The sequence below is a fragment of the Pseudomonas sp. RT4P38 genome, assembly GCF_054897765.1.
On sequence record NZ_CM142703.1, the window covers coordinates 4558120 to 4577565 of the forward strand.

General features: G+C 55.3%; 19 protein-coding genes and 2 pseudogenes. 7 read left to right on the forward strand and 14 right to left on the reverse strand.

Going from position 1 to position 19446, the window contains the following annotated elements:
- Nucleotides 1-20 precede the first annotated feature (20 nt).
- Nucleotides 21-776 (forward strand): IS21-like element ISPsy14 family helper ATPase IstB, encoded by a 756-nt coding sequence (gene istB / locus ACYZT7_RS21055; RefSeq protein ID WP_024264899.1) that lies wholly within the window; start codon nucleotides 21-23, stop codon nucleotides 774-776.
- Here the strand turns inward: istB and ACYZT7_RS21060 are convergent.
- A complete protein-coding gene (locus tag ACYZT7_RS21060; RefSeq protein WP_462038082.1) occupies nucleotides 773-2257 on the reverse strand; it encodes a J domain-containing protein in 1485 nt (494 codons plus the stop codon). The genes istB and ACYZT7_RS21060 overlap by 4 nt on opposite strands.
- 269 nt (nucleotides 2258-2526) lie before the next feature.
- On the opposite strand from ACYZT7_RS21060, the gene ACYZT7_RS21065 reads away from it, so the two are divergent.
- The 3 genes from ACYZT7_RS21065 (at nucleotide 2527) to ACYZT7_RS21075 (ending at nucleotide 4299) form a co-directional block, all read left to right on the forward strand.
- Nucleotides 2527-2607 (forward strand): DUF7693 family protein, encoded by an 81-nt coding sequence (locus ACYZT7_RS21065; RefSeq protein ID WP_462041841.1) that lies wholly within the window; start codon nucleotides 2527-2529, stop codon nucleotides 2605-2607.
- 137 nt (nucleotides 2608-2744) lie between these two features.
- Nucleotides 2745-3179: a hypothetical protein gene (locus tag ACYZT7_RS21070; protein WP_462038083.1), complete on the forward strand. Its 435-nt coding sequence runs from the start codon at nucleotides 2745-2747 to the stop codon at nucleotides 3177-3179.
- Between the two features lie 304 nt (nucleotides 3180-3483).
- Complete coding sequence (locus ACYZT7_RS21075) at nucleotides 3484-4299, forward strand: DUF1206 domain-containing protein (protein WP_462038084.1); 816 nt, start codon at nucleotides 3484-3486, stop codon at nucleotides 4297-4299.
- Nucleotides 4300-4480: 181 nt separating this feature from the next.
- Here ACYZT7_RS21075 and ACYZT7_RS21080 read toward each other — a convergent pair.
- Nucleotides 4481-6033 (reverse strand): IS3 family transposase gene (locus tag ACYZT7_RS21080; RefSeq protein WP_462037356.1). Its coding sequence is split into 2 segments (ribosomal slippage): nucleotides 4481-5571 and nucleotides 5571-6033, totalling 1554 coding nucleotides; the frame shifts between segments, so codons are not numbered across the junction.
- Nucleotides 6034-6065: 32 nt separating this feature from the next.
- The gene (locus ACYZT7_RS21085; RefSeq protein WP_462041842.1) at nucleotides 6066-6410 is read right to left on the reverse strand and encodes a hypothetical protein; all 345 of its coding nucleotides are present in this window, start codon (nucleotides 6408-6410) and stop codon (nucleotides 6066-6068) included.
- A gap of 312 nt (nucleotides 6411-6722) precedes the next feature.
- Between ACYZT7_RS21085 and ACYZT7_RS21090 the strand changes: the two genes are divergently transcribed.
- Nucleotides 6723-6917, forward strand: a complete 195-nt coding sequence (locus ACYZT7_RS21090; RefSeq protein WP_462038085.1) for a hypothetical protein — start codon at nucleotides 6723-6725, stop codon at nucleotides 6915-6917.
- A 327-nt stretch (nucleotides 6918-7244) separates the two neighbouring features.
- Here ACYZT7_RS21090 and ACYZT7_RS21095 read toward each other — a convergent pair whose 3' ends face one another.
- The 5 genes from ACYZT7_RS21095 to ACYZT7_RS21115 form a co-directional block, all read right to left on the reverse strand.
- Nucleotides 7245-8000 (reverse strand): multiheme c-type cytochrome, encoded by a 756-nt coding sequence (locus tag ACYZT7_RS21095; RefSeq protein WP_462038086.1) that lies wholly within the window; start codon nucleotides 7998-8000, stop codon nucleotides 7245-7247.
- Nucleotides 7997-8752 carry a hypothetical protein gene (locus ACYZT7_RS21100; protein WP_462038087.1) on the reverse strand — a complete coding sequence of 252 codons (756 nt, stop codon included), beginning with the start codon at nucleotides 8750-8752 and terminating at the stop codon, nucleotides 7997-7999. The genes ACYZT7_RS21095 and ACYZT7_RS21100 overlap by 4 nt, the downstream gene beginning before the upstream one ends.
- Nucleotides 8749-10413, reverse strand: a complete 1665-nt coding sequence (locus ACYZT7_RS21105) for an FAD-binding oxidoreductase (RefSeq protein WP_462038088.1) — start codon at nucleotides 10411-10413, stop codon at nucleotides 8749-8751. Before ACYZT7_RS21105 ends, ACYZT7_RS21100 begins: the two co-directional genes overlap by 4 nt.
- 236 nt (nucleotides 10414-10649) lie before the next feature.
- Entirely contained in the window at nucleotides 10650-11561 is a 912-nt protein-coding gene (locus ACYZT7_RS21110) for a Spy/CpxP family protein refolding chaperone (RefSeq protein WP_462038089.1), read from the reverse strand.
- Nucleotides 11562-12279: 718 nt separating this feature from the next.
- Nucleotides 12280-12639, reverse strand: a complete 360-nt coding sequence (locus tag ACYZT7_RS21115; protein ID WP_462038090.1) for a co-regulatory protein PtrA N-terminal domain-containing protein — start codon at nucleotides 12637-12639, stop codon at nucleotides 12280-12282.
- A gap of 386 nt (nucleotides 12640-13025) precedes the next feature.
- On the opposite strand from ACYZT7_RS21115, the pseudogene ACYZT7_RS21120 reads away from it, so the two are divergent.
- Nucleotides 13026-13235 (forward strand): annotated as a pseudogene (locus ACYZT7_RS21120) (ISL3 family transposase); the annotation flags it as partial.
- A 34-nt stretch (nucleotides 13236-13269) separates the two neighbouring features.
- Here the strand turns inward: ACYZT7_RS21120 and ACYZT7_RS21125 are convergent.
- The 6 genes and pseudogenes from ACYZT7_RS21125 to ACYZT7_RS21150 form a co-directional block, all read right to left on the reverse strand.
- Nucleotides 13270-13848 (reverse strand): plasmid pRiA4b ORF-3 family protein, encoded by a 579-nt coding sequence (locus ACYZT7_RS21125; protein WP_034112255.1) that lies wholly within the window; start codon nucleotides 13846-13848, stop codon nucleotides 13270-13272.
- 3 nt (nucleotides 13849-13851) lie between these two features.
- Nucleotides 13852-15357 (reverse strand): annotated as a pseudogene (gene tnpC, locus ACYZT7_RS21130) (IS66 family transposase).
- 37 nt (nucleotides 15358-15394) lie between these two features.
- Nucleotides 15395-15739: an IS66 family insertion sequence element accessory protein TnpB gene (tnpB, locus tag ACYZT7_RS21135; RefSeq protein WP_020723502.1), complete on the reverse strand. Its 345-nt coding sequence runs from the start codon at nucleotides 15737-15739 to the stop codon at nucleotides 15395-15397.
- Nucleotides 15736-16113: an IS66-like element accessory protein TnpA gene (tnpA, locus tag ACYZT7_RS21140; RefSeq protein ID WP_158243614.1), complete on the reverse strand. Its 378-nt coding sequence runs from the start codon at nucleotides 16111-16113 to the stop codon at nucleotides 15736-15738. Before tnpA ends, tnpB begins: the two co-directional genes overlap by 4 nt.
- Before the next feature lie 95 nt (nucleotides 16114-16208).
- Nucleotides 16209-17761 (reverse strand): IS3 family transposase gene (locus tag ACYZT7_RS21145; RefSeq protein ID WP_462037356.1). Its coding sequence is split into 2 segments (ribosomal slippage): nucleotides 16209-17299 and nucleotides 17299-17761, totalling 1554 coding nucleotides; the frame shifts between segments, so codons are not numbered across the junction.
- A 502-nt stretch (nucleotides 17762-18263) separates the two neighbouring features.
- Nucleotides 18264-18629: a histone-like nucleoid-structuring protein, MvaT/MvaU family gene (locus tag ACYZT7_RS21150; RefSeq protein ID WP_462038091.1), complete on the reverse strand. Its 366-nt coding sequence runs from the start codon at nucleotides 18627-18629 to the stop codon at nucleotides 18264-18266.
- A 388-nt stretch (nucleotides 18630-19017) separates the two neighbouring features.
- On the opposite strand from ACYZT7_RS21150, the gene ACYZT7_RS21155 reads away from it, so the two are divergent.
- A complete protein-coding gene (locus tag ACYZT7_RS21155; RefSeq protein ID WP_462038092.1) occupies nucleotides 19018-19332 on the forward strand; it encodes a hypothetical protein in 315 nt (104 codons plus the stop codon).
- Nucleotides 19333-19446 lie beyond the last annotated feature (114 nt).

Here is a 19446-nt window from a genome sequence, read left to right on the forward strand (position 1 = left end):
CCTGAAAAAGGAGCACCAAAATGCTGCCCAACCCGACACTCGACAAGCTACAAACCCTGCGCCTGCACGGCATGATCAAGGCGCTTGGCGAACAACACGCAACGCCTGACATCAACGATCTCAGCTTCGACGAACGCCTCGGTCTGATGGTCGACCGCGAGCTGACCGAGCGCGAAGACGCCCGCCTGACTACTCGCCTCAAAGCCGCACGACTGCGCCATAACGCCTGCCTGGAAGACATCGACTATCGCAGTCCGCGTGGCCTGGACAAGGCCTTGATCCTGCAACTGGGCAGCGGCCAGTGGCTGCGCGATGGCTTGAACCTGATCATCGGCGGCCCAACTGGCGTAGGCAAAACCTGGCTCGCCTGCGCGCTGGCTCACAAGGCCTGCCGCGACGGTTACAGCGTGCGTTATCTGCGCTTGCCGCGCTTGATGGAAGAACTAGGCCTGGCCCACGGCGACGGCCGCTTCGCGAAACTGATGGCGGGTTATGCCAAGACCGACTTGCTGATCCTGGACGACTGGGGCCTCGCGCCGTTTACCGCTGCGCAACGGCGCGACATGCTCGAACTGCTGGACGACCGCTACGGCAACCGCTCGACACTGGTGACCAGCCAAATGCCGGTGGACAAATGGCACGCACTGATCGGCGATCCGACCTTGGGCGATGCGATCCTCGACCGGCTGGTGCACAACGCTTACCGGATCGAACTGAAGGGCGAATCGATGCGCAGACGCGCAACGAAATTGACGGCGACAGAGACTTCAGACTAACAATGCAAACCTGCGTCGCTGCGCTCCGACTGCCTGTCCAAGTGGACGTGGATCAGGTGTCCAAGTGAGCATGGAACGAGTGTCCAAATGATCGTGGGCTGAGTGTCCAAGTGTCGTGGAATCCGCAGCGTACCTTGAGAAGTCTTTTCTTCTTCAAGCGTGAACTGTTCGGAACGCGACAGATAGCCGGAAACTAGATCTCTATAGCGCACATCATAACCACCAGGTGTGACTGCTTTGACCGTAAAACGTCCGTGTGCAGGAATGAACACGAAGCGGGCCGGCTTGGCGTGATTTCCGTTTAGGGACACTAGCTTTACAAAGACATCCGAATTGTTCTGTCCGTTGTCGATGGTGACGGTCGAACGCCCTTTAGAGTTGGCTTGAGGGAACCCCTTCAAATAAGAGGCCAACTTCGGCCAAGGTTGCCCGTTTGGTGCTTTCGGTGGCCTGACCCAGGCTTGTTTGACAACCGGAGTGCCGGCAATCGTCGAGTCCCCCTGAGCCACAGGCTGGCGCGTTGAGCTCGTCCCAGCCGCATTCGGAGAAGGTATCCCGGCAGTTAAAGTCTGCTTGCCGTGGTCGACATTCGCCGCAGCTTCAGCTACGTACGGTTTAGGGCTTCGCGGCGGAGCATAAGTGTTCGGCTGCGCATTCAGTATCACAGAGGAGATGCCAGCGGCAATTACAGCGACTATCCCTACTTGCACAAAAAACCGACGCTGCGTGAGTTTCCACGCGTTCCTAAGACGGACACTACTGCCGCCGAGCGCGTCTAAAAACGCTTCAATGTGTGCGCGTAACTTGGCCCCTTCGTCATCGACGTAACGACCGTCGGACTTTTTCCTGCGAGGAATTTTTTGCGCCAAGCTAAGCGCATCCAAGGCAACTGCGCGCGCCATATCGGGGCGGCCTGTGGCGGCGAAAAAACGGGCCTGATGGGCAGCCAATCGCGCGTTGGGCAACACCGGTCGCTTGCCTCCGAGCATATTGACCCATAGGGCCTGGACGGAATAAATCGGGCCCCACGGAAAACCCCACCACCCCAGGGCCCAGGTAATCGCGGTGGCCTGAAGTGCCTTTTTTTCGGCACAAGGGCTACAAAAAACCCCTTGGGTCATTGAGCGTACCGTGAAAACCAGGAAGCTCTTGGCTTTTAAGAAAATCACGTAACGAGGCTGGGCAGAGACTTTGCCGCAACATGAGCAGACGATTGGCTCGGGCGCCTCGAAAGCTTCGGCGCAGACCTTCTTGGCTGTCTCGACCGACATCGTGTCATATTCGGCTCGAGACTCTGGTTCGCAGAGTACGGCGTAAGCTTCATTGAGGTGCTGAAATTGGCTGGTCGCGCCTGCTGACGCGTTCCGATCAGGATGTAGTTCCATTGCCCGCCGACGATAGGCGGCTTTGATAAACGCACCATCAGCGTCGTTATCTACCCTGAGAATGGCATAGTAGCCTTTCGGATCCCTACTCCCCATAGCGTCTCGTACCTGTCTTATCATGCTGCTTGCGTGCCAGATCTCACCAACTATCGCGCTCGGGCTAAAATCTCAGCCTTTCGAGTGGTAACGCATTTCAACGTTTGCAAGGTTTCGGACTTCGCTTGCAACAACAAAACAGGCTAAGTCTAGGACAATACGCCACTATTCAGAAGAGCAAATTCTACTCCCATTCCATAAGCCCAATTCTGCGCAGTCTGCCAATGAGGAAGTGGCGCACACGCTTAGCGGTGGACATGAGTCGTTGAATGCGGGTCTCTCTTTTCAATGACTGCGACAGCCTGGACTACTGCGAGGACTGCAGGTCGCCTGACGGTCGTGCTGGGTAAACCTGGCAGCGCTTTGGCCAATGCAATCGAGATTCATCGAGCCTGGTACACATCCAGGTATGTTTTCCTCATAGAGGCTATTGGCTTCTACGGATGAGCTACCATAGTTTGACTGTGTTTTTTTTCAGGAGAAGATTATGCATCGATTGGTGAAGCCGTCGGATTATGTTCTTCAGACTATGATGGACAAAATGGTGTACATCCTTCCTTGGGAACGACGACATTGTCCGGGAAATCCTACGGATGAACCCGAACAAGGCGCTCTGCTCTATAACAAATACATCCTGAATTTCATACTTGGTGTAACACCGCGAGCACCAAGTGAACAAATAATTGAAATTGCGCAATGGTGTCTGGCGTTAGCCGGAGAGCCTGCCAGGGCTTTGGCAGATGATTTGTCTGCGGCCTACCTCAGTCGATACAGCTTTGTGCTCGCTGACATCTCAAAATACGATGATGAATCGAAAGAATTTCGTGGGCACCTGGCGCTCTGGCCTGACGAAATTAAAAAAATGCCAGCGAATCTTGTGATGGCTTTGCGAGCCCGAGCTGCGGGACTTTTGTTGCGCTGACGCCTGCGATAGCCAAAAAACAGGGGGCAGGGCTACGAATAGTTAGGTCTTGACCTGCTCACCCCTCATGCGCGACCGGCCGTTGCAAACTCCGCTAATCTCCAGCACGTTCTTTCTCCTCCTATTATGGGTGGGTGGCCGTTAAAGTCTGACTCCAGCCAGCTGGTCAATCCTGACAGGCGTCCAGTGGGAGTGAGCTCTGATGCGGTAGTGGAAATTCAGAATTGATCAAACCCTACCTTTAATCGAACCCCTCCTGACTAGATAGGTCTGTTCCTGTATTACCTCTCTGGAATTAAATTCTATGTCCGCGCAAGAGAGCCTCGTTGTACTCGCACGGGGTGGTTATGCCGCTCGAGGCGTTCTTTATCTGATCATTGGTATCTTCGCTCTGCTGGCGGCTCTAGATTCGACAAAACCGAAGGATAGTCACAAAAGCCTGGAGGCATTGTTAAGCCAGCCATTCGGTTATGTTTTAGTCGGACTAGTGGTGGCTGGCCTGCTCGCCTTCGCCTGTTGGCGAGTGTTGCAAGCAACGCGGGACGTTGATCACCACGGTAAAAAACTCAAGGGCCTGGTGATTCGTGCAAGTTTGTTAGCGGGAGGCGTAGTCAACGGCGCGCTAGCATTTTTTGCATCGGGCCTACTCATTGGCGGCATCAGAAGCTCGGGCAACTCCGGAGGGGAACAAACAAAGGATTTATTGGCGTATCTCTTGTCCTGGGAACACTCAAATGTATTGGTTTACCTAGTCGCACTCATACCACTCGGTGTAGGCATCGCTCACATCATCAAAGGCTGGAAGTCGTCGTTCGAAAAATATTTTGAAGCCGACGAGGACGTTATGCGATATGTACGTCCGGTGTCTCGGTTCGGTCTTTTAGCCCGTGGAGTCGTCTTTATCGAGATCGCCCTGCTGCTGATAATAAGCGGCTCGAATTACAAGACCATGGATCCACCGGGCATGAAGGACGCCCTTGATGCCCTCCAGAACTTACCGGCCGGAGGTGTGATTTTGATGGTGATGGCCTTGGGGCTGATCGCCTTTGCGGTTTACAGCTTGTCCGAATCCGTTTGGCGCAAGATAAACATGGACGTGCCTGGGGTACCGAGATCATAGCTGCGTGCTATGGGGTTGTTTTCGGCCTCTGGCGACTGGCGGGAATCGCTCGCCGCGATCCAGACCGCACATTCAATAAAAACGTTCGGTCACTCAAAAAATCACCGCCCCCACCTCCCGCATAAAAATTTCGACGGTCTTGGCGGCGTTTTTCAAGGTAGTTGTCGCGTCAACCGTTCAACTATGCCGCTCTTTTCTCGTCCTGCTGCTCCCGATCCGGATTCAGCATCACCGCTCCTATCGGCTCCCAGTTCCGCGTCTGGCCTGACCAACGTTCCGGGCTTTTCTTGCGCGCTCGCTGGTACAGTTCATGCCGCCGCGCCAGGATCTGCTGGTCCAGCCCTCGATGCCGCTCCGTCGGTGTCACGAAGCGGATCCGGCTATGCCGGTGCTCGTTGTTGTACCAACGCATAAAATCTCTCACCCACGCGCGTGCGGCGTCCAAGCTGGCAAAACCCTCCTGCGGCCATTGCGGGCAATATTTCAGCGTTCTAAACAGCGACTCCGAGTACGGATTGTCGTTGCTCACTCGCGGTCGGCCACGGGACGGCGTGATACCCAGGTCGTACATCTTGCTCAACAGCGTCAGCGATTTCATCGGCGCACCATTGTCCGAGTGCAGCACCAGCGGCTCGTGTAAACACTGCTCGCCGATCACGCTGCGTTGCAGCAGCGCAGCGGCTTTTTCGCCGCTTTCTTCTTCGTAAACTTCCCAGCCTACGGCCTTGCGGCTGTAAATATCTTCGATCAAATACAGGTAGTAGTACTTGCCGCGTATCGGCGACGGCAAATACGTGATGTCCCACGACCACACCTGATTGGGCGCTTTGGCGACATGCGTCGTCGGTGCCGCATGCCGTCTGGGTCGCTGGCTACGGCCCCGATGATGTTGCTGACCGGCTGCACGCAGGATGCGATAAAACGTCGCTTCCGACGCCAGATAACGCCCCTCGTCAGCCAGCCTCGGTACGATCTGACTCGGCGGCAAATGGGCATACGCAGGGCTGTTACACAGCGTCACGATCGCTTGTCGTTCGATCTCGCTCAACGCATTACGCGGCGTGGGCCGCACGGTGGTTGTGCGGGCATCGGCTTGAAGATCCTCACTCTGCGTCCATCGCTGCAAGGTTCTGAGCGACAGCCCCACCTCTTGGCACGCTCTGATTTTTCGAGCACCGGCCTCGATGGCTTCGATCAACCAAGCCACCAACAACTGCCGTTCCGGCAAAGAGGTCAGGTGTCCTCGTTGTCGATCCCCCAGTAATCGTTGAGCTTTTTTCGCAGCACCAACAACGCGGCGGTTTCGGCCAGCGCCTTGTCTTTACGCAGCAGTTCGCGCTCAAGTTGCTGAATACGTTTCTTGTCCTTGCGAGATTGTTCGCGGTCGACCTTTTGTTGGTTCTGAACACTCTGCTGCCCCGTGATACAGGCTTGGCGCCAGGCGCTGACGTGTTCGGGGTACAGACCTTTTCGTCGGCAGTACTCACCCAGTTCGAGCTGCGACAGACCGGCGGTTTCAAGGACGACAGCGAACCGGGCTTCAGCAGACCAGTTCTCGGGGAGTGGCTTGTCTTCAGGCACTGCGCTTCCTTCAGAACTGACCTTCTTGCGCCAGTTGGACAAAGACATTTCGCTAACCCCTTCACGCCGGGAAACCTCGGCCATCGTCAGGTTCAGCGGGGGAAGCAGCATCTTGAGTAATGCGGCTTTGCGTTCAGGTGAATAGTACGGCACGACCAGTCTCTTTCCGCCCCCGATATGCTTTTTCAGGAAAATTCGGAGAGGCGACAACTATCCTGACACCGGGGGTTGGGGCCAATCCCTTCGAAAGCAAAAAGGCGTTTCTCAAACTCCTGGCGGTCGGTACTCGCCTCCACGATGTTGCCCACCTTCCCGGCGTATTCGTTGTTGAGTTTGTGAGCCAACGCCAATAGGCGTGACGCCGTGGTCTCGTCATAGCGCACGTAATGAACTTCACCGAGCATCACAACCAGTTCACGGTGTGTGCAATGGGAAAGCTTTCGGGGCGTATCGCGCTGATGTTTATCTACGATCACCTGGTAAGCCGAGCTTGGCATAAACGCAACAACCATCTGTTTAGCGAAGCACATAGCTTGAGCTGCGCCGCCCTTGATCTTCTCGATCGGCCCTACCTGGACGCGGAAATTTTCACCCAGTACCAAGAGCAGAGACGCTATGCCAATCTTAAGTATCATGACGCCATCGAGCACTTGCGATCGATCATGACGCAGTACCCCGTCCCTCCTTCCTCACCTGAGGTTCCTCACCACATGAGTCGAGCGGTTTCGGTCGAGCGGTAACGGAAAATTCAGTTCTCGACCATCAGCCCGTCAAAGGCTTGCGCGCCCTTGTGTCCCGGCCTTCATCTACACACTGATAATTTATCGGAGTGGAGAGCGACAATGGCTCATCTTGAGGCTCATAAACGGTTTGCCCTGCTTGTCGACATCCCTTGGATCGAGGCGTGCATAAATAGCAGCCGCTTGGCCGCTTGCAGCAGAGGACCAGCTCAATCCGCTCTTCGTGCTAATGCCTGCGCGCTGCTGCTGGGCATCGCCGTGACCATTACCGCCTCGACGCTCAAGAAATACCTTTGAGGCGGCAATGACCACACGAGACTGAGAGGACTATCTAGCCCCCCGGGATGAGCCCACCTCTTTATCAACACCTTGATAGATCCTGTACCGTCCTCCACGGCCCGGACAAGCTGGCCGGGTTGTGTGGTCGGCCTGCGCTCGCTCGCAAAATGAGGAAGCCGCTTGCCAGAGCGAACCGGAGTCCATCCAGTCGAAGTCAGCAGTGGCCGAGCAACGTTGCGACACAAGATCACGGCCCCTGCTGCAAGTGTTTATCCAAGCCAATTACTGGAGTTTGACCCGAGCCCGGGGGCTTAAGGTGAAGACAATGGCCACGCCATTAACGGGTCAGTGATGCTTATACCAGCCCACTCCTTTGATATCGTTCCAATTATTGTTTTGGTGGCAGAGAAAGCACTGCGATACATCGGCATGTTCAACACCTGCAACCTTCGTCGAAACCATTTCGAAATGTTCCATGAAATGGCTAGGCGGCGCTTGATGGCATTGCGCACAGTCAGTTGATTGCGCCGACGAATGACGGAATTCGGAAATGCTCCACAGCGTTGTGGAGTGACAGGATGCGCAATCTGTGCCGAAAAACGTACGATGAGGGTCCTGATTCGAATGGCAGGTTGAACAATTCAGGGCAGCTTCTTGAACGGTAATATGTGAGGGAACCGGGCGCCGATTGAGGAGTACCTGCTTGTCTGCAGGTGAAAACCCGTCACCGAGCTTGAACAACACCATATGATCCATCGCAATTGGTCGTTGTTCGATGCCCATATGCTCAACATGGCAGTTGCGGCAGTCGCTTACAGTGGCATGGAAGGCGGTTGTTTGTGTTGCTAGAAGCGCTTCGTTAGTGGCGTGGCATGCGATACAGTTATTCGCCTCTGGTCCTTTTACCGCGGTGTGACAAGCCGCGCAATCCTGCTCAAGGAAGGAGTGGGCTCGCGACAGCGGTCCTGGACTGACCATGCGCTGCCAGGCAGCTCCATCCAAGACATCAATTGTTTTACCTGCGAAATTTTCAGAGAGTGAATAAAGCAAAAATGCTGTTGCTATTCCCATGGCCGCAATGATGTACGGCCACCGTTTCAAGAGAACCACCTTATGCCGAAATGGATTGCAGACCACACATGTAGCGCAAGCAATACGTATAAAATGAGGGCGATCGTGATATGGAACTTGATCCACCATCTGAACACTGACTTAAACCATACATGCATTTTGATGGCGTACTCCACGTCGGCAATGGATTCCGCCAGTGTGAGACCACGCATAGGCGAACTCGCACGATCCGCGCCTGCATGCCGCATGAACGGAATGGTGATCCAGCGTGCGAAAACTCCGAAAAAAGGGCGCAGCATTTCTGCTTGTGCCGGGACAGCAATTAATTCGGCAACTACTCTCCGGTAGCCAATCTGCAACTGAGCGAGTATTTCCTTTTTTTCATTTAGGGTCTCCGAGATTTGCGCCAACAGGTATCGCCCTGTGAATCCACTTAGGACGACAATCAAGGTCATTGCTGTGAGCACGATGCCCAGTGTACTGTCAAACTTATGGCCGGAATGAAGGATCACAAGGATAGGACCGAGCACACCGGCATATATATGCCAGGTCAGCAACGTCCGCATCGACACCAGTCGTGTTACCCAGCGGTTGAGTCGCTTGACGCGCTTCACGAGAAGGTACGCCAAGGGCGCGAGCATCAGCACTGCACCGGATACGCCAAGCACACCACCCATTAGGCTTCCCGCGAATCGGGGTGAGCGATGGAGAAAAAAACCTAACCAGAAGATGAGCATCAGGACCACCAACGCGGTGACAATAAGGCGTTGGCGCTCTTTCATGCTTTCACCGATATATTTTCCAAGGCCTTGGCTTGGCAAGCCAGGATGATATTGTTCTCCTTGTCGCCTGGCTGTAATCCATCTTCAACGGCCATGAAGACCTTGCCCGAGAGCAGCTTAATTCGACAGAGTCCGCATAGGCCGGTGCGGCATGAGTAGTCGATATCGACACCAATGACCTCTGCAACCTCCAAAATAACACTGTCGGGCGGCAGCGGCGCGGACTTATCCGAATCCGCGAATGTCACCACGGGCCACGTGACCGGAGGGATATCCCCCCTTCCCTGCGCATCATTAAGCCCGTATTCGTGCGGAGCCCGCTCGACCTTGCCGATCGCCGGACCGAAGGCTTCAGTCTTGATCCGCACGTGCGGCACGCCGAGTTCTGCAAGCGCTTGTTTAGTTGCCTCCATCATCGGAACAGGACCGCAGATATGGACATATCGAGATGGAAGATCCGGCACCGATTCTGCAATAAGCGCCTTCGTAATTAGACCTGTCGGGCCCTGCCAATCGATGCCCTCATGACTCGATACAGTCACAACCAGGCGCAAGTTAGGATGGCGGCGTTGGAGGTATTCAAGTTCCTCCCTGAAAATTATATTTTCAGGCGTGCTGCAACCGTACAGCAGAAAAATCTCACCCACCCAGCTTCGGTCGAGCAGGTAGCGAAGGACACTCATAAGCGGTGTGATACCAACGCCACCGGCGATGAGCAGGATGCATTTACATTCCCGGCCAGTAAAAATGAGTGAACCTGCGGGTCCCGAACATTCCAGAAATTCGCCTTCGCACGCCGCTGAATGCAGATAACCCGATACAACACCTCCGGGATCATGCTTGACAGTAATCTCGATGTAATCCAGCTGCGTCGGGGATGATGCAATCGTGTAACTACGCCGCACCGGTTTCTCATTGATTGGCGCGGCGACCGTGATGTATTGACCCGGAAGGTAGTTGAATGGAAGTACGCCGCCCTGCGGATTCATCAGCCGAAACGTCTTAACATCCGGCGTTTCCTGAAAGATGCGACCGACGCGCAGTTTTCCCGACCATCCGCGACCGACTACAGGCTCGAGGACATTCGGTTCGGTCAGGGCTGGGGCTGCCTGTTCCTGACTGCTTGTTGGCTGAGATCCGATGCCCGGACCTGTCACTCCGGCCAAATGTTGTAAAAGCAATGACGCACGCTGCATCCTCAAAAAGTACATCCACAGCGTTGCAGTAGCGAACACCACCAGCCCAAACATGCTAAAAAAATGGAACCAGGAGACACCCAGAACACCGGTTGTGGAAGGCACAGCGGCGCCTTGCGTGAGGTTCATTTCCTGTTTGAACCATTGTAGCGCGACCCTCTGCCCGGAGTGGCCTTCCACTATGGCACGATGTGCCGCCAAGCCGCTGTCGAAGCGTGCGGCCCCTTCGCGAAGCAGGGCAATTGCCCGCTGCATTGCCTCATAGTCGTCGGTTGGGGTTGTGTACACGAGCCGATCCAGCCCCTCGGCCATCATTTGCGTGCCGCTCTGCATCCGTTCGTGTGCAGCTGACTCCACCTGTACCCGCTTCTTGAGCGGAAGGTCCGGGAACTCCATGAGCGATGGATAAAGCGCCTTACGCGGTGCCCCCATCATTCCCTGCATCATCGTTCCCATCCCTTCCATCTTCCCCGAGCCTGAGGTGCTGGGTGGCGCGTCCGGTTGCGCTGTGGCCGCTTGCCCGGGGTGGTGCTCAGTATGTTCGTCAGGCGAAACCTGCGCGACTGCAGCCGTGTAGTGCCCCCCTACAAGAATGGTAAGGCATAACGTCAGCGGCCAAATGACGCGCTCTACCACGTCCCGGCGCGTGGAATACCCACGCGTGATCTTGGCCGCCACCACTCCGCGCCTAACCGAAATTCTCACATGTCGGACTCCATCCCGGCACCCGCACCAGTTCCGGTCGCAGGGGGAACTATTGGCGAAAGGTGTCCCGTCAATTGCTTACGCTGTTCTTCACTCAAAACCTCGGCGGCGCTGCCGACCCCACGAACAAAGGCAAGCCGCTGGTCGGCCCGGAGCGTCTCAATCTCACGTAATTTGCCTTCGATTTTGCCCGCGTCCGGCTTGTCAGAGCCTGTTAGCACCCAAAGCGCCTGCTCCGCTTGTTCAATATTGCGCTGCATCGTCGCCTGCTCCAAGAGCGCGGCCTCCTTGATCGAACCAAGGCGTTGCCGCTGGTCTACAGAAAGGGAGATGTGCTCCGGGTGATCAAGGAAGAAGCCGGTCGCGCCGACATGGTAGATATGTGACGCACCCGGAAAGCCTGGCAACGCCGAACTCATCGAACCTCCCTGCATGCCTGCGCCCATCCGCGACATACCCATCATCATCATCCGTTCCATCATGGGCATCTTTGCCGTCGGGACTTTACCGGTAATGCCGTCCTCCATGTTTTCCATTGCGCCCATGCCCATGCCATCGTCCATGCCGGATGCACCAGACATACCCTGCATACCGCCGGCCGATGAGCCTTGCTGCGACCGCGCGTCCATACGCCCTCTGCCCATGGGACTCTCATCACTTGGCATCGTTGAGGCTTCGGATGGAGGCATGGCTGTGTGACCTTGAGCCATTACTGACTCTAGTCGTGTAACCTTCTCGCGAAGTTCAGCGATCGGATCGGTCGCCGCCTTGGCCGAATTCTGCGCAGCCACTTCCGGTGGATGAGCAGGCGGATGCGTCTGTGCGCTTGTATAGGTCTGTGCGCCTTGTACATATGCGCTTCCTGCAGCGACCACGAGTGATAACACAGCCTGATTGAGTTTCATCATAGGTACCTTTCTCGGCTGAGAGCTTCCCATTTGGCCAGATGCCACTGACGGGACGCCCTGCTTCTTTAGCTTAAGAGTACTTCAACAGCTAACAGCGCAAACTTTTCCGACAACCGGTGTCGACATTTGCGTGACTATTAAGCTGTCCACCTTGCGCCACCGGCCGTAGACTTTTTCCACCATTGACCTGTATCAATCAATGGTTCAGAAGAGAATGGAGCGGCTGACTGAGACTGACGGATACAGGGAAATCCAACGGACTGACAAGGATTCTTTCAGACAGGGACAATGTAGACCTAATCTCAAGGTAATAAGATGTTACCTAATCGAATTTTTCAGTAACCCTGCTTCCAATGCGGATCGCATCATCATAACTTGGCAATATCAAAATAAGTCGCTGCATAACCAGACGCCCCAAGCAAGTAACGCAGCTACGTCACCCCACCATCTTCCCTAGGAGCTTTATAGGTACCGCCGCAGGCGCCGCGGTGTGTTAGCCAGCGAGGTCATGGTGGCAACTTATCGACGTTTGCACCTATATTCCGGATATCTTTCAGCCGGCCGAATATCTGCCCGATAATGTTACGCCGCCGGTTCCAAGGGCGATTGAGCAGCCGTGAGCTTAAACAACAACCTTTAAGCTCAAGGAAAAGCAGGGCGCCATCAAGACGCCTTAGGCTAAAGGAGCATCACCCCGGTCACGAGGTCGAGGAATGCCTTATTGACGACACTGCTTTTCGCCCATCATCAGCTTGTGCTCACGCATCATCTGTCCGAGAACGTCCTTCATCAGCTTGTCATGCTCCTGCATCCAGGCGAGGTGCTGTTCAGTGGACATATCCGGCGTCGGTTGCGCTTTGTGCAGTTCAGCCATGAGGTTATCAAGCATACCCATATGCTCTGTCATGGAGGCGTGTCGACCGCAAGCGGGTGCCTTCTCTATCTGAGTCAACTTGGCTTCGGCGTTGTCACGACTCGTTTGTATTTGCTTAAGCAGACGATCACTCCCGTCTGCGGCCCAAACAGCAGACGACAACAGAAGCGAACCAACCAACAGCAAAGATTTCATCGATTTCATAGCAATCTCCAAAATAGGGAAGTCTTTCGTAAGAAGGAGTGGCCGGCGCCTCTTAGCATTTGTGCCAGTATTAAAGATAGGACCTTTTTGGTCACTCTTCAAACAATCCTGCTTACAAAGACTGTCAAGATTCTCTGTGCCCCGCATTCCCCGCAAGACAGCAGGACAGCAGGACAGCAGGACAGCAGGACATTGCAGCAGACCGAATCTCCAACCCAAGCCCGATGCTAGAGCATAAAGTTAGCGCATTCTTGACTTGGATCAATCAATAGATCGGTGGGACAATTTTTAGGTTCTTCACGGAATCCCGGGAAACACAGAAACAAGAACGCCGATTTGATTGATGATGTTCGTGCGAGCAAACACATCTAAAAACTGGCGTTCTTATGCACGATATTAATACGTTCCTTCCCTTTTGGGCGGGCTTTTCTATTATCACGATCAAACCTGATGGTGATGCGCTTCAAATTACGCTCACACCGCCTCATCCAACCCAATGACCCGCTTGCGGAGCGCCCCAACCGTGCACAACCATCCACGAATATTGCGAGAGATCGATTCGTGACTTGCCGATTCTGGGGCACAGCGTCCAGTTAAAGGGTAAGCGTCCGAGCTACACCGTCTTGCAACTCAAATCTTAATCCGTTTAAACCACTGGTTCACGCGCTCGCACTCAAATGCCGCTGGATCAAAAACATCTCCATACCATTCAACCATCGCGTCATGCTCTGGATGATCGGGGTTGGCCATCGCTTCTAGAAACTCCTCATAGCCAGGCCCGCCTCCTACGTCTTCCGGTGGGCAAGCATTGGCGCCGTCGATGCAATACGGAACCTGAGGACAGGCAATAGCAGGTAGCATTTTTTCGACCTTGATACGGTGATGCCAACTGTCACCAAAGTCGTAAAGATAATTAAATGTCCGCTTTCCGTTCAGCGCCTTGATCAGCGTTTTACGGGCTTCCGGGTTCACCGTCGGCCCCCAGCCATCAGGATCGGGAATACCGTAATTCTCACCGGCAATTTCAAACTCATGCAGATGGCTATCACTCCAGCCCATCACGACCTGGATGACATGGTGCAGTTTGCCCAAGGTAATATTTTCAGGCACCGCGAACCGACGCCAGATCGTCGGAGTGATCCACTTCAGCTCAATGTGCAGCAGCAACAAGTCGGAGGCGGGTTTGGGTAAACGGACAGTTTTAACCATGGATCAGGCGGCCTCGCAGTGTTCAGTGTGGTTCAAAGAAATGTTCCAGGGCAGCAACTCGCTCACCCGATTGATCGAGTGTTCGGCAATGCGCTCAAGCACGTAGGTCAGATAGGCCTGTGGATTTAACCCGTTTAACTTGGCAGTGCCCACCAGGCTGTAAATCGCAGCCGCTCGTTCTCCGCCTGCATCGGAACCGGCAAACAGGTAATTTTTTCGACCCAATGCGACGGCGCGTAACGCGCGTTCGGCGGCATTGTTGTCGATTTCGATTCGGCCGTCATTGCAGTAACGCGTCAGCGCCTGCCACCGGTTGAGGGCATAGAGGATCGCACCGCCCAATGCCGATTTTTTCGACAGTTGAGTCAGCGTCTGGTTAAGCCATGCGTGTAGTTGTTCCAGCAGCGGACTGGCCCGGCTTTGTCGAACCGCTTTTCTCTGATCTGGCGGCTGTCCTCGGATCTCGCTCTCGATGGCATACAGGGCCGCAATCCGTTGCAGCGCCTCGCTGGCAAGTGGTGAAGCCTGATCTTTGTAGACATCGTAAAACTTGCGGCGGGCGTGAGCCCAGCAGGCGGCTTCCTGAATGGTGCCTTTAGCATAAAGCTGAGCAAAACCGGCGTAGCCGTCAGCCTGCAAGATCCCGCTGAAACTCTTGAGATGAGCGCGGGGATGTTGCCCCTTGCGATCCGGCGAGTAGGCAAACCATACCGCTGCCGGTGTTGAGTCGCCCGCAGGTCGGTCGTCCCGCACGTACGTCCACAGGCGAGCCGTTTTGGTTTTGCCGTTGCCCGGCGCAAGTACACCAATCGGCGTGTCGTCGGCATGGACTTTATGGCCGCTCAGGACATGGCGTTCAAGGGCGCTGATCAGCGGCCTGAGTAATTGACTGCTCTGGCCGACCCAGTCGGCCAGGGTTGAGCGCTCCAGCTCCACGCCCTCACGGGCGTAAATCTCGGATTGCCGATACAGCGGCAAATGGTCAACAAACTTGGAGACCAGCACGTGGGCCAGTAGCCCAGGGCCTGCAAGGCCTCGGGCTATCGGGCGACTCGGTGCCGGCACCTGAGCGATGTGCTCGCAGCAGCGGCAAACCAGCTTCGGGCGAACATGGCGGATCACTTTGAAACGCGCCGGGACGTACTCCAGCACCTCCGACACATCCTCGCCCAAATGGCGAAGTTTCCCACCGCAGCCAGAACATTTTGATTCAGGCTGATGGACGTGAATTTCGCGAGGCAAGTGTTAAGGTAATGGCTTGCGCCGAGAGACAGGGCGAGATGGCGGTTCGGTTGGCGGTGTCAGTTCAGTCTGGCTGACTTGCAACTCTTCAAGACTCAGTTGGAGCTGATCGATCATCGCGTCCAGTTGCTCGGAGCTGCGACCGAACTGCATACGACGCAGCTTGGCGATCATCATTTTCAAACGCTCAATCTCTGCCCGCTGGGCAGAGACCAGAGCCTTCAAGGCTTGAAGATCGTTAGGCAGGGAGTCGGTCGCGAGAGTCATGACCGAATGTTACTTGGGATTTTTTCAGCGTGGCAAGTCAGACCGCGAGGACGGGCGCTGTACGAATTGGCCTGCGCCAATCAATGCCTTCCAACAGCATCGACAACTGCGCAGCCGTCAGCGACACGCTGCCGCTGGTTGCTTGCGGCCAGACGAAGCGCCCTTGTTCCAGCCGTTTGCAAAACAGGCACAACCCGTCGCCGTCCCACCATAGCAGTTTGATCCGGTCACCGCGCCGTCCGCGAAAAGCAAAGATCTGACCCGAGAAAGGATCGGCTTCAAGCTGAGTCTGCACCAGCGCGGCTAAACCGTCGAAGCCACGGCGCATGTCCGTGACGCCGGCGGCGATCCAGATGCGGGTTCCAGCAGGAGGAGCAATCATCGCAGTAACTGCTGCAAGATGAGTTGCAAGGTCTGCGGTTCTGGCGTGCCAGTGATGCGTAGCGTGGCTTTACCCACTTCAACAACCAGCTCGGAATGAAACTCGAATTGAGGCCGGGCGGCTTGCGAGACATCCGGCGACGCCTCGATCACCTGGACAGGCAAAAATGTTGCACTCTGGTTAACCGGGCCGAAGGCTCCTTCCTGATACTGGTGCCGCCAGCGAAACACCAGGTTGGCATTGACGTCATGCTCACGAGCGATCAACGACACGGAGGCGCCAGGCTGAAACGTGGCCTCAACGACCTGGCGTTTGAAGTCCAACGGGAAGTTGGGGCGGCGGCCGGTTCGACGAGCGGGGGCAACTGTATCCAAGATAGTGTCCACTAAAAAATGGTGTCCACTATCTTGGCCAATTTGGAGGGCTGTCAGCGGCGTTTTTCAAGGTAGTTGTCGCGTCAACCGTTCAACTATGCCGCTCTTTTCTCGTCCTGCTGCTCCCGATCCGGATTCAGCATCACCGCTCCTATCGGCTCCCAGTTCCGCGTCTGGCCTGACCAACGTTCCGGGCTTTTCTTGCGCGCTCGCTGGTACAGTTCATGCCGCCGCGCCAGGATCTGCTGGTCCAGCCCTCGATGCCGCTCCGTCGGTGTCACGAAGCGGATCCGGCTATGCCGGTGCTCGTTGTTGTACCAACGCATAAAATCTCTCACCCACGCGCGTGCGGCGTCCAAGCTGGCAAAACCCTCCTGCGGCCATTGCGGGCAATATTTCAGCGTTCTAAACAGCGACTCCGAGTACGGATTGTCGTTGCTCACTCGCGGTCGGCCACGGGACGGCGTGATACCCAGGTCGTACATCTTGCTCAACAGCGTCAGCGATTTCATCGGCGCACCATTGTCCGAGTGCAGCACCAGCGGCTCGTGTAAACACTGCTCGCCGATCACGCTGCGTTGCAGCAGCGCAGCGGCTTTTTCGCCGCTTTCTTCTTCGTAAACTTCCCAGCCTACGGCCTTGCGGCTGTAAATATCTTCGATCAAATACAGGTAGTAGTACTTGCCGCGTATCGGCGACGGCAAATACGTGATGTCCCACGACCACACCTGATTGGGCGCTTTGGCGACATGCGTCGTCGGTGCCGCATGCCGTCTGGGTCGCTGGCTACGGCCCCGATGATGTTGCTGACCGGCTGCACGCAGGATGCGATAAAACGTCGCTTCCGACGCCAGATAACGCCCCTCGTCAGCCAGCCTCGGTACGATCTGACTCGGCGGCAAATGGGCATACGCAGGGCTGTTACACAGCGTCACGATCGCTTGTCGTTCGATCTCGCTCAACGCATTACGCGGCGTGGGCCGCACGGTGGTTGTGCGGGCATCGGCTTGAAGATCCTCACTCTGCGTCCATCGCTGCAAGGTTCTGAGCGACAGCCCCACCTCTTGGCACGCTCTGATTTTTCGAGCACCGGCCTCGATGGCTTCGATCAACCAAGCCACCAACAACTGCCGTTCCGGCAAAGAGGTCAGGTGTCCTCGTTGTCGATCCCCCAGTAATCGTTGAGCTTTTTTCGCAGCACCAACAACGCGGCGGTTTCGGCCAGCGCCTTGTCTTTACGCAGCAGTTCGCGCTCAAGTTGCTGAATACGTTTCTTGTCCTTGCGAGATTGTTCGCGGTCGACCTTTTGTTGGTTCTGAACACTCTGCTGCCCCGTGATACAGGCTTGGCGCCAGGCGCTGACGTGTTCGGGGTACAGACCTTTTCGTCGGCAGTACTCACCCAGTTCGAGCTGCGACAGACCGGCGGTTTCAAGGACGACAGCGAACCGGGCTTCAGCAGACCAGTTCTCGGGGAGTGGCTTGTCTTCAGGCACTGCGCTTCCTTCAGAACTGACCTTCTTGCGCCAGTTGGACAAAGACATTTCGCTAACCCCTTCACGCCGGGAAACCTCGGCCATCGTCAGGTTCAGCGGGGGAAGCAGCATCTTGAGTAATGCGGCTTTGCGTTCAGGTGAATAGTACGGCACGACCAGTCTCTTTCCGCCCCCGATATGCTTTTTCAGGAAAATTCGGAGAGGCGACAACTATCCTGACACCGGGGGTCAGGAGAGGGTGCTGGCCGGACGGTTACGTCTTACTGGCACTTCCCAAGGCGAGTCCAAAACGTCTGATCATGGATGAATTCGCCCTCTACAAGGGGCATCGTTACGCCAGTGTGGTTCTGGATGCCAACACCCGCCGGGGGGCCCTGTGGATCGGCGAAGGACATCGCCTCAGGCAACCTGTCTACGCCGCCAAGCGGTGAACGCCGAATTGAAGGTGGATGGCGTGCAGCCAAGCACAGACCTTCCTTGCTGGTTGCAGTAAGCGCAACATTGTTGGTAGGCGGACGCCTCTACGCGCTTAATCGTCATGGACAGCGAGAGCGTTCCCGCTAGCAACTTGGGGTTACTCCATTAATTAGAGAAGTTTGCCGTTACCACTGAACGTAAAAAAGGGCCCTGAGGGCCCTTTGTACTCAAACCAATATCACTTGGTGAGCCAGGACTCTACCGTGTCCGAACCGTATTTCGCTTTCCACTCTTTCAGTGTTTTGTGGTTGCCACCCTTGGTTTCAACTACCTCGCCGGACTCAGGATTTTTATAGACCTTCGTCTGGCGAGGCTTGCGAGAGCTGCTCTTCGACTGGGTCGCTGGTGCACGACGGCCGGCCTGTTGATCAAGAAGGCTAATCACATCTTTCAAGCTGTAGCCATACTTGGCAAGCAGATCACGAAGCTTCTTTTCGAATTCGATTTCCTGCTTGAGGCCAGTATCACCTTTCATGGTTTCGAGCGCTTGTAGCTGTTCTGCCAGGTGTTTTTCAAGCTGACGAAATTCTGCGAGCTTAGACATGGGCAATCTCTATGTGATCGATCCCCCAACGTTACACCAAAAACAGCGATGTGCATGAAGCGGTGACGAGAGAATGTTTGAAAAATCACAAATAAGGGATTTTGCTGCGATGACGCCGCTTTTAAGACTGATTTGTGGAACGGAATTGCGTGCGAAGGTGTCGTTTGTATTAGACGCCTTGGTGTCGAAATCCTATTCAGATAGAGAGGTAGCTTTCATGAACAACATTATCTACATCGTCGGGGCAGTTGTGATCGTCCTCGTTATTTTGTCGTTTATCGGCCTTGTATAGACTTCACTGCTGAGCACGTCACTGACGCATTCGTTTGATGCTAACCGCCTTCTCAAAGGTGTCGGGGCGAGTTACGAAATACAAGGCGTCTCCACTGTGTATCCAACGACTCCTGACGGTCGCTATTTTGTAGTCAAAGGCCTGCTGTGGCGTTGCAGCAATCCGTCGTTGGGTGAGGATGTTCGACAGCGCCTCGTCGATGAACTGATGGCAGCGCGACGTGAGGTAAAAGCGGCGAAAGCCTCTGGCGATCCTGCGAAATTAAAGGTGGCCAGGGCAAACGTCCAAATGGCCAAGGTAGCGCTCGGGGAGCGAGGCCCCGTGTGGTGGGATGATGGCCGCCCTGACCTCAATAGGCATCAAGTCACAAACACTCTCTACGCCGAGTGGTACAGCTGCTTGAACGCTTAAATCACCGGCTGAGCACGGTGTATTCACCTCATGCCGGTTTCAATACTGGGTCGGTGCAGCCCCACGCGACAGGCAGATCACGGCAAAAAGCAGCCCTTCAAATCTACCGAAGCG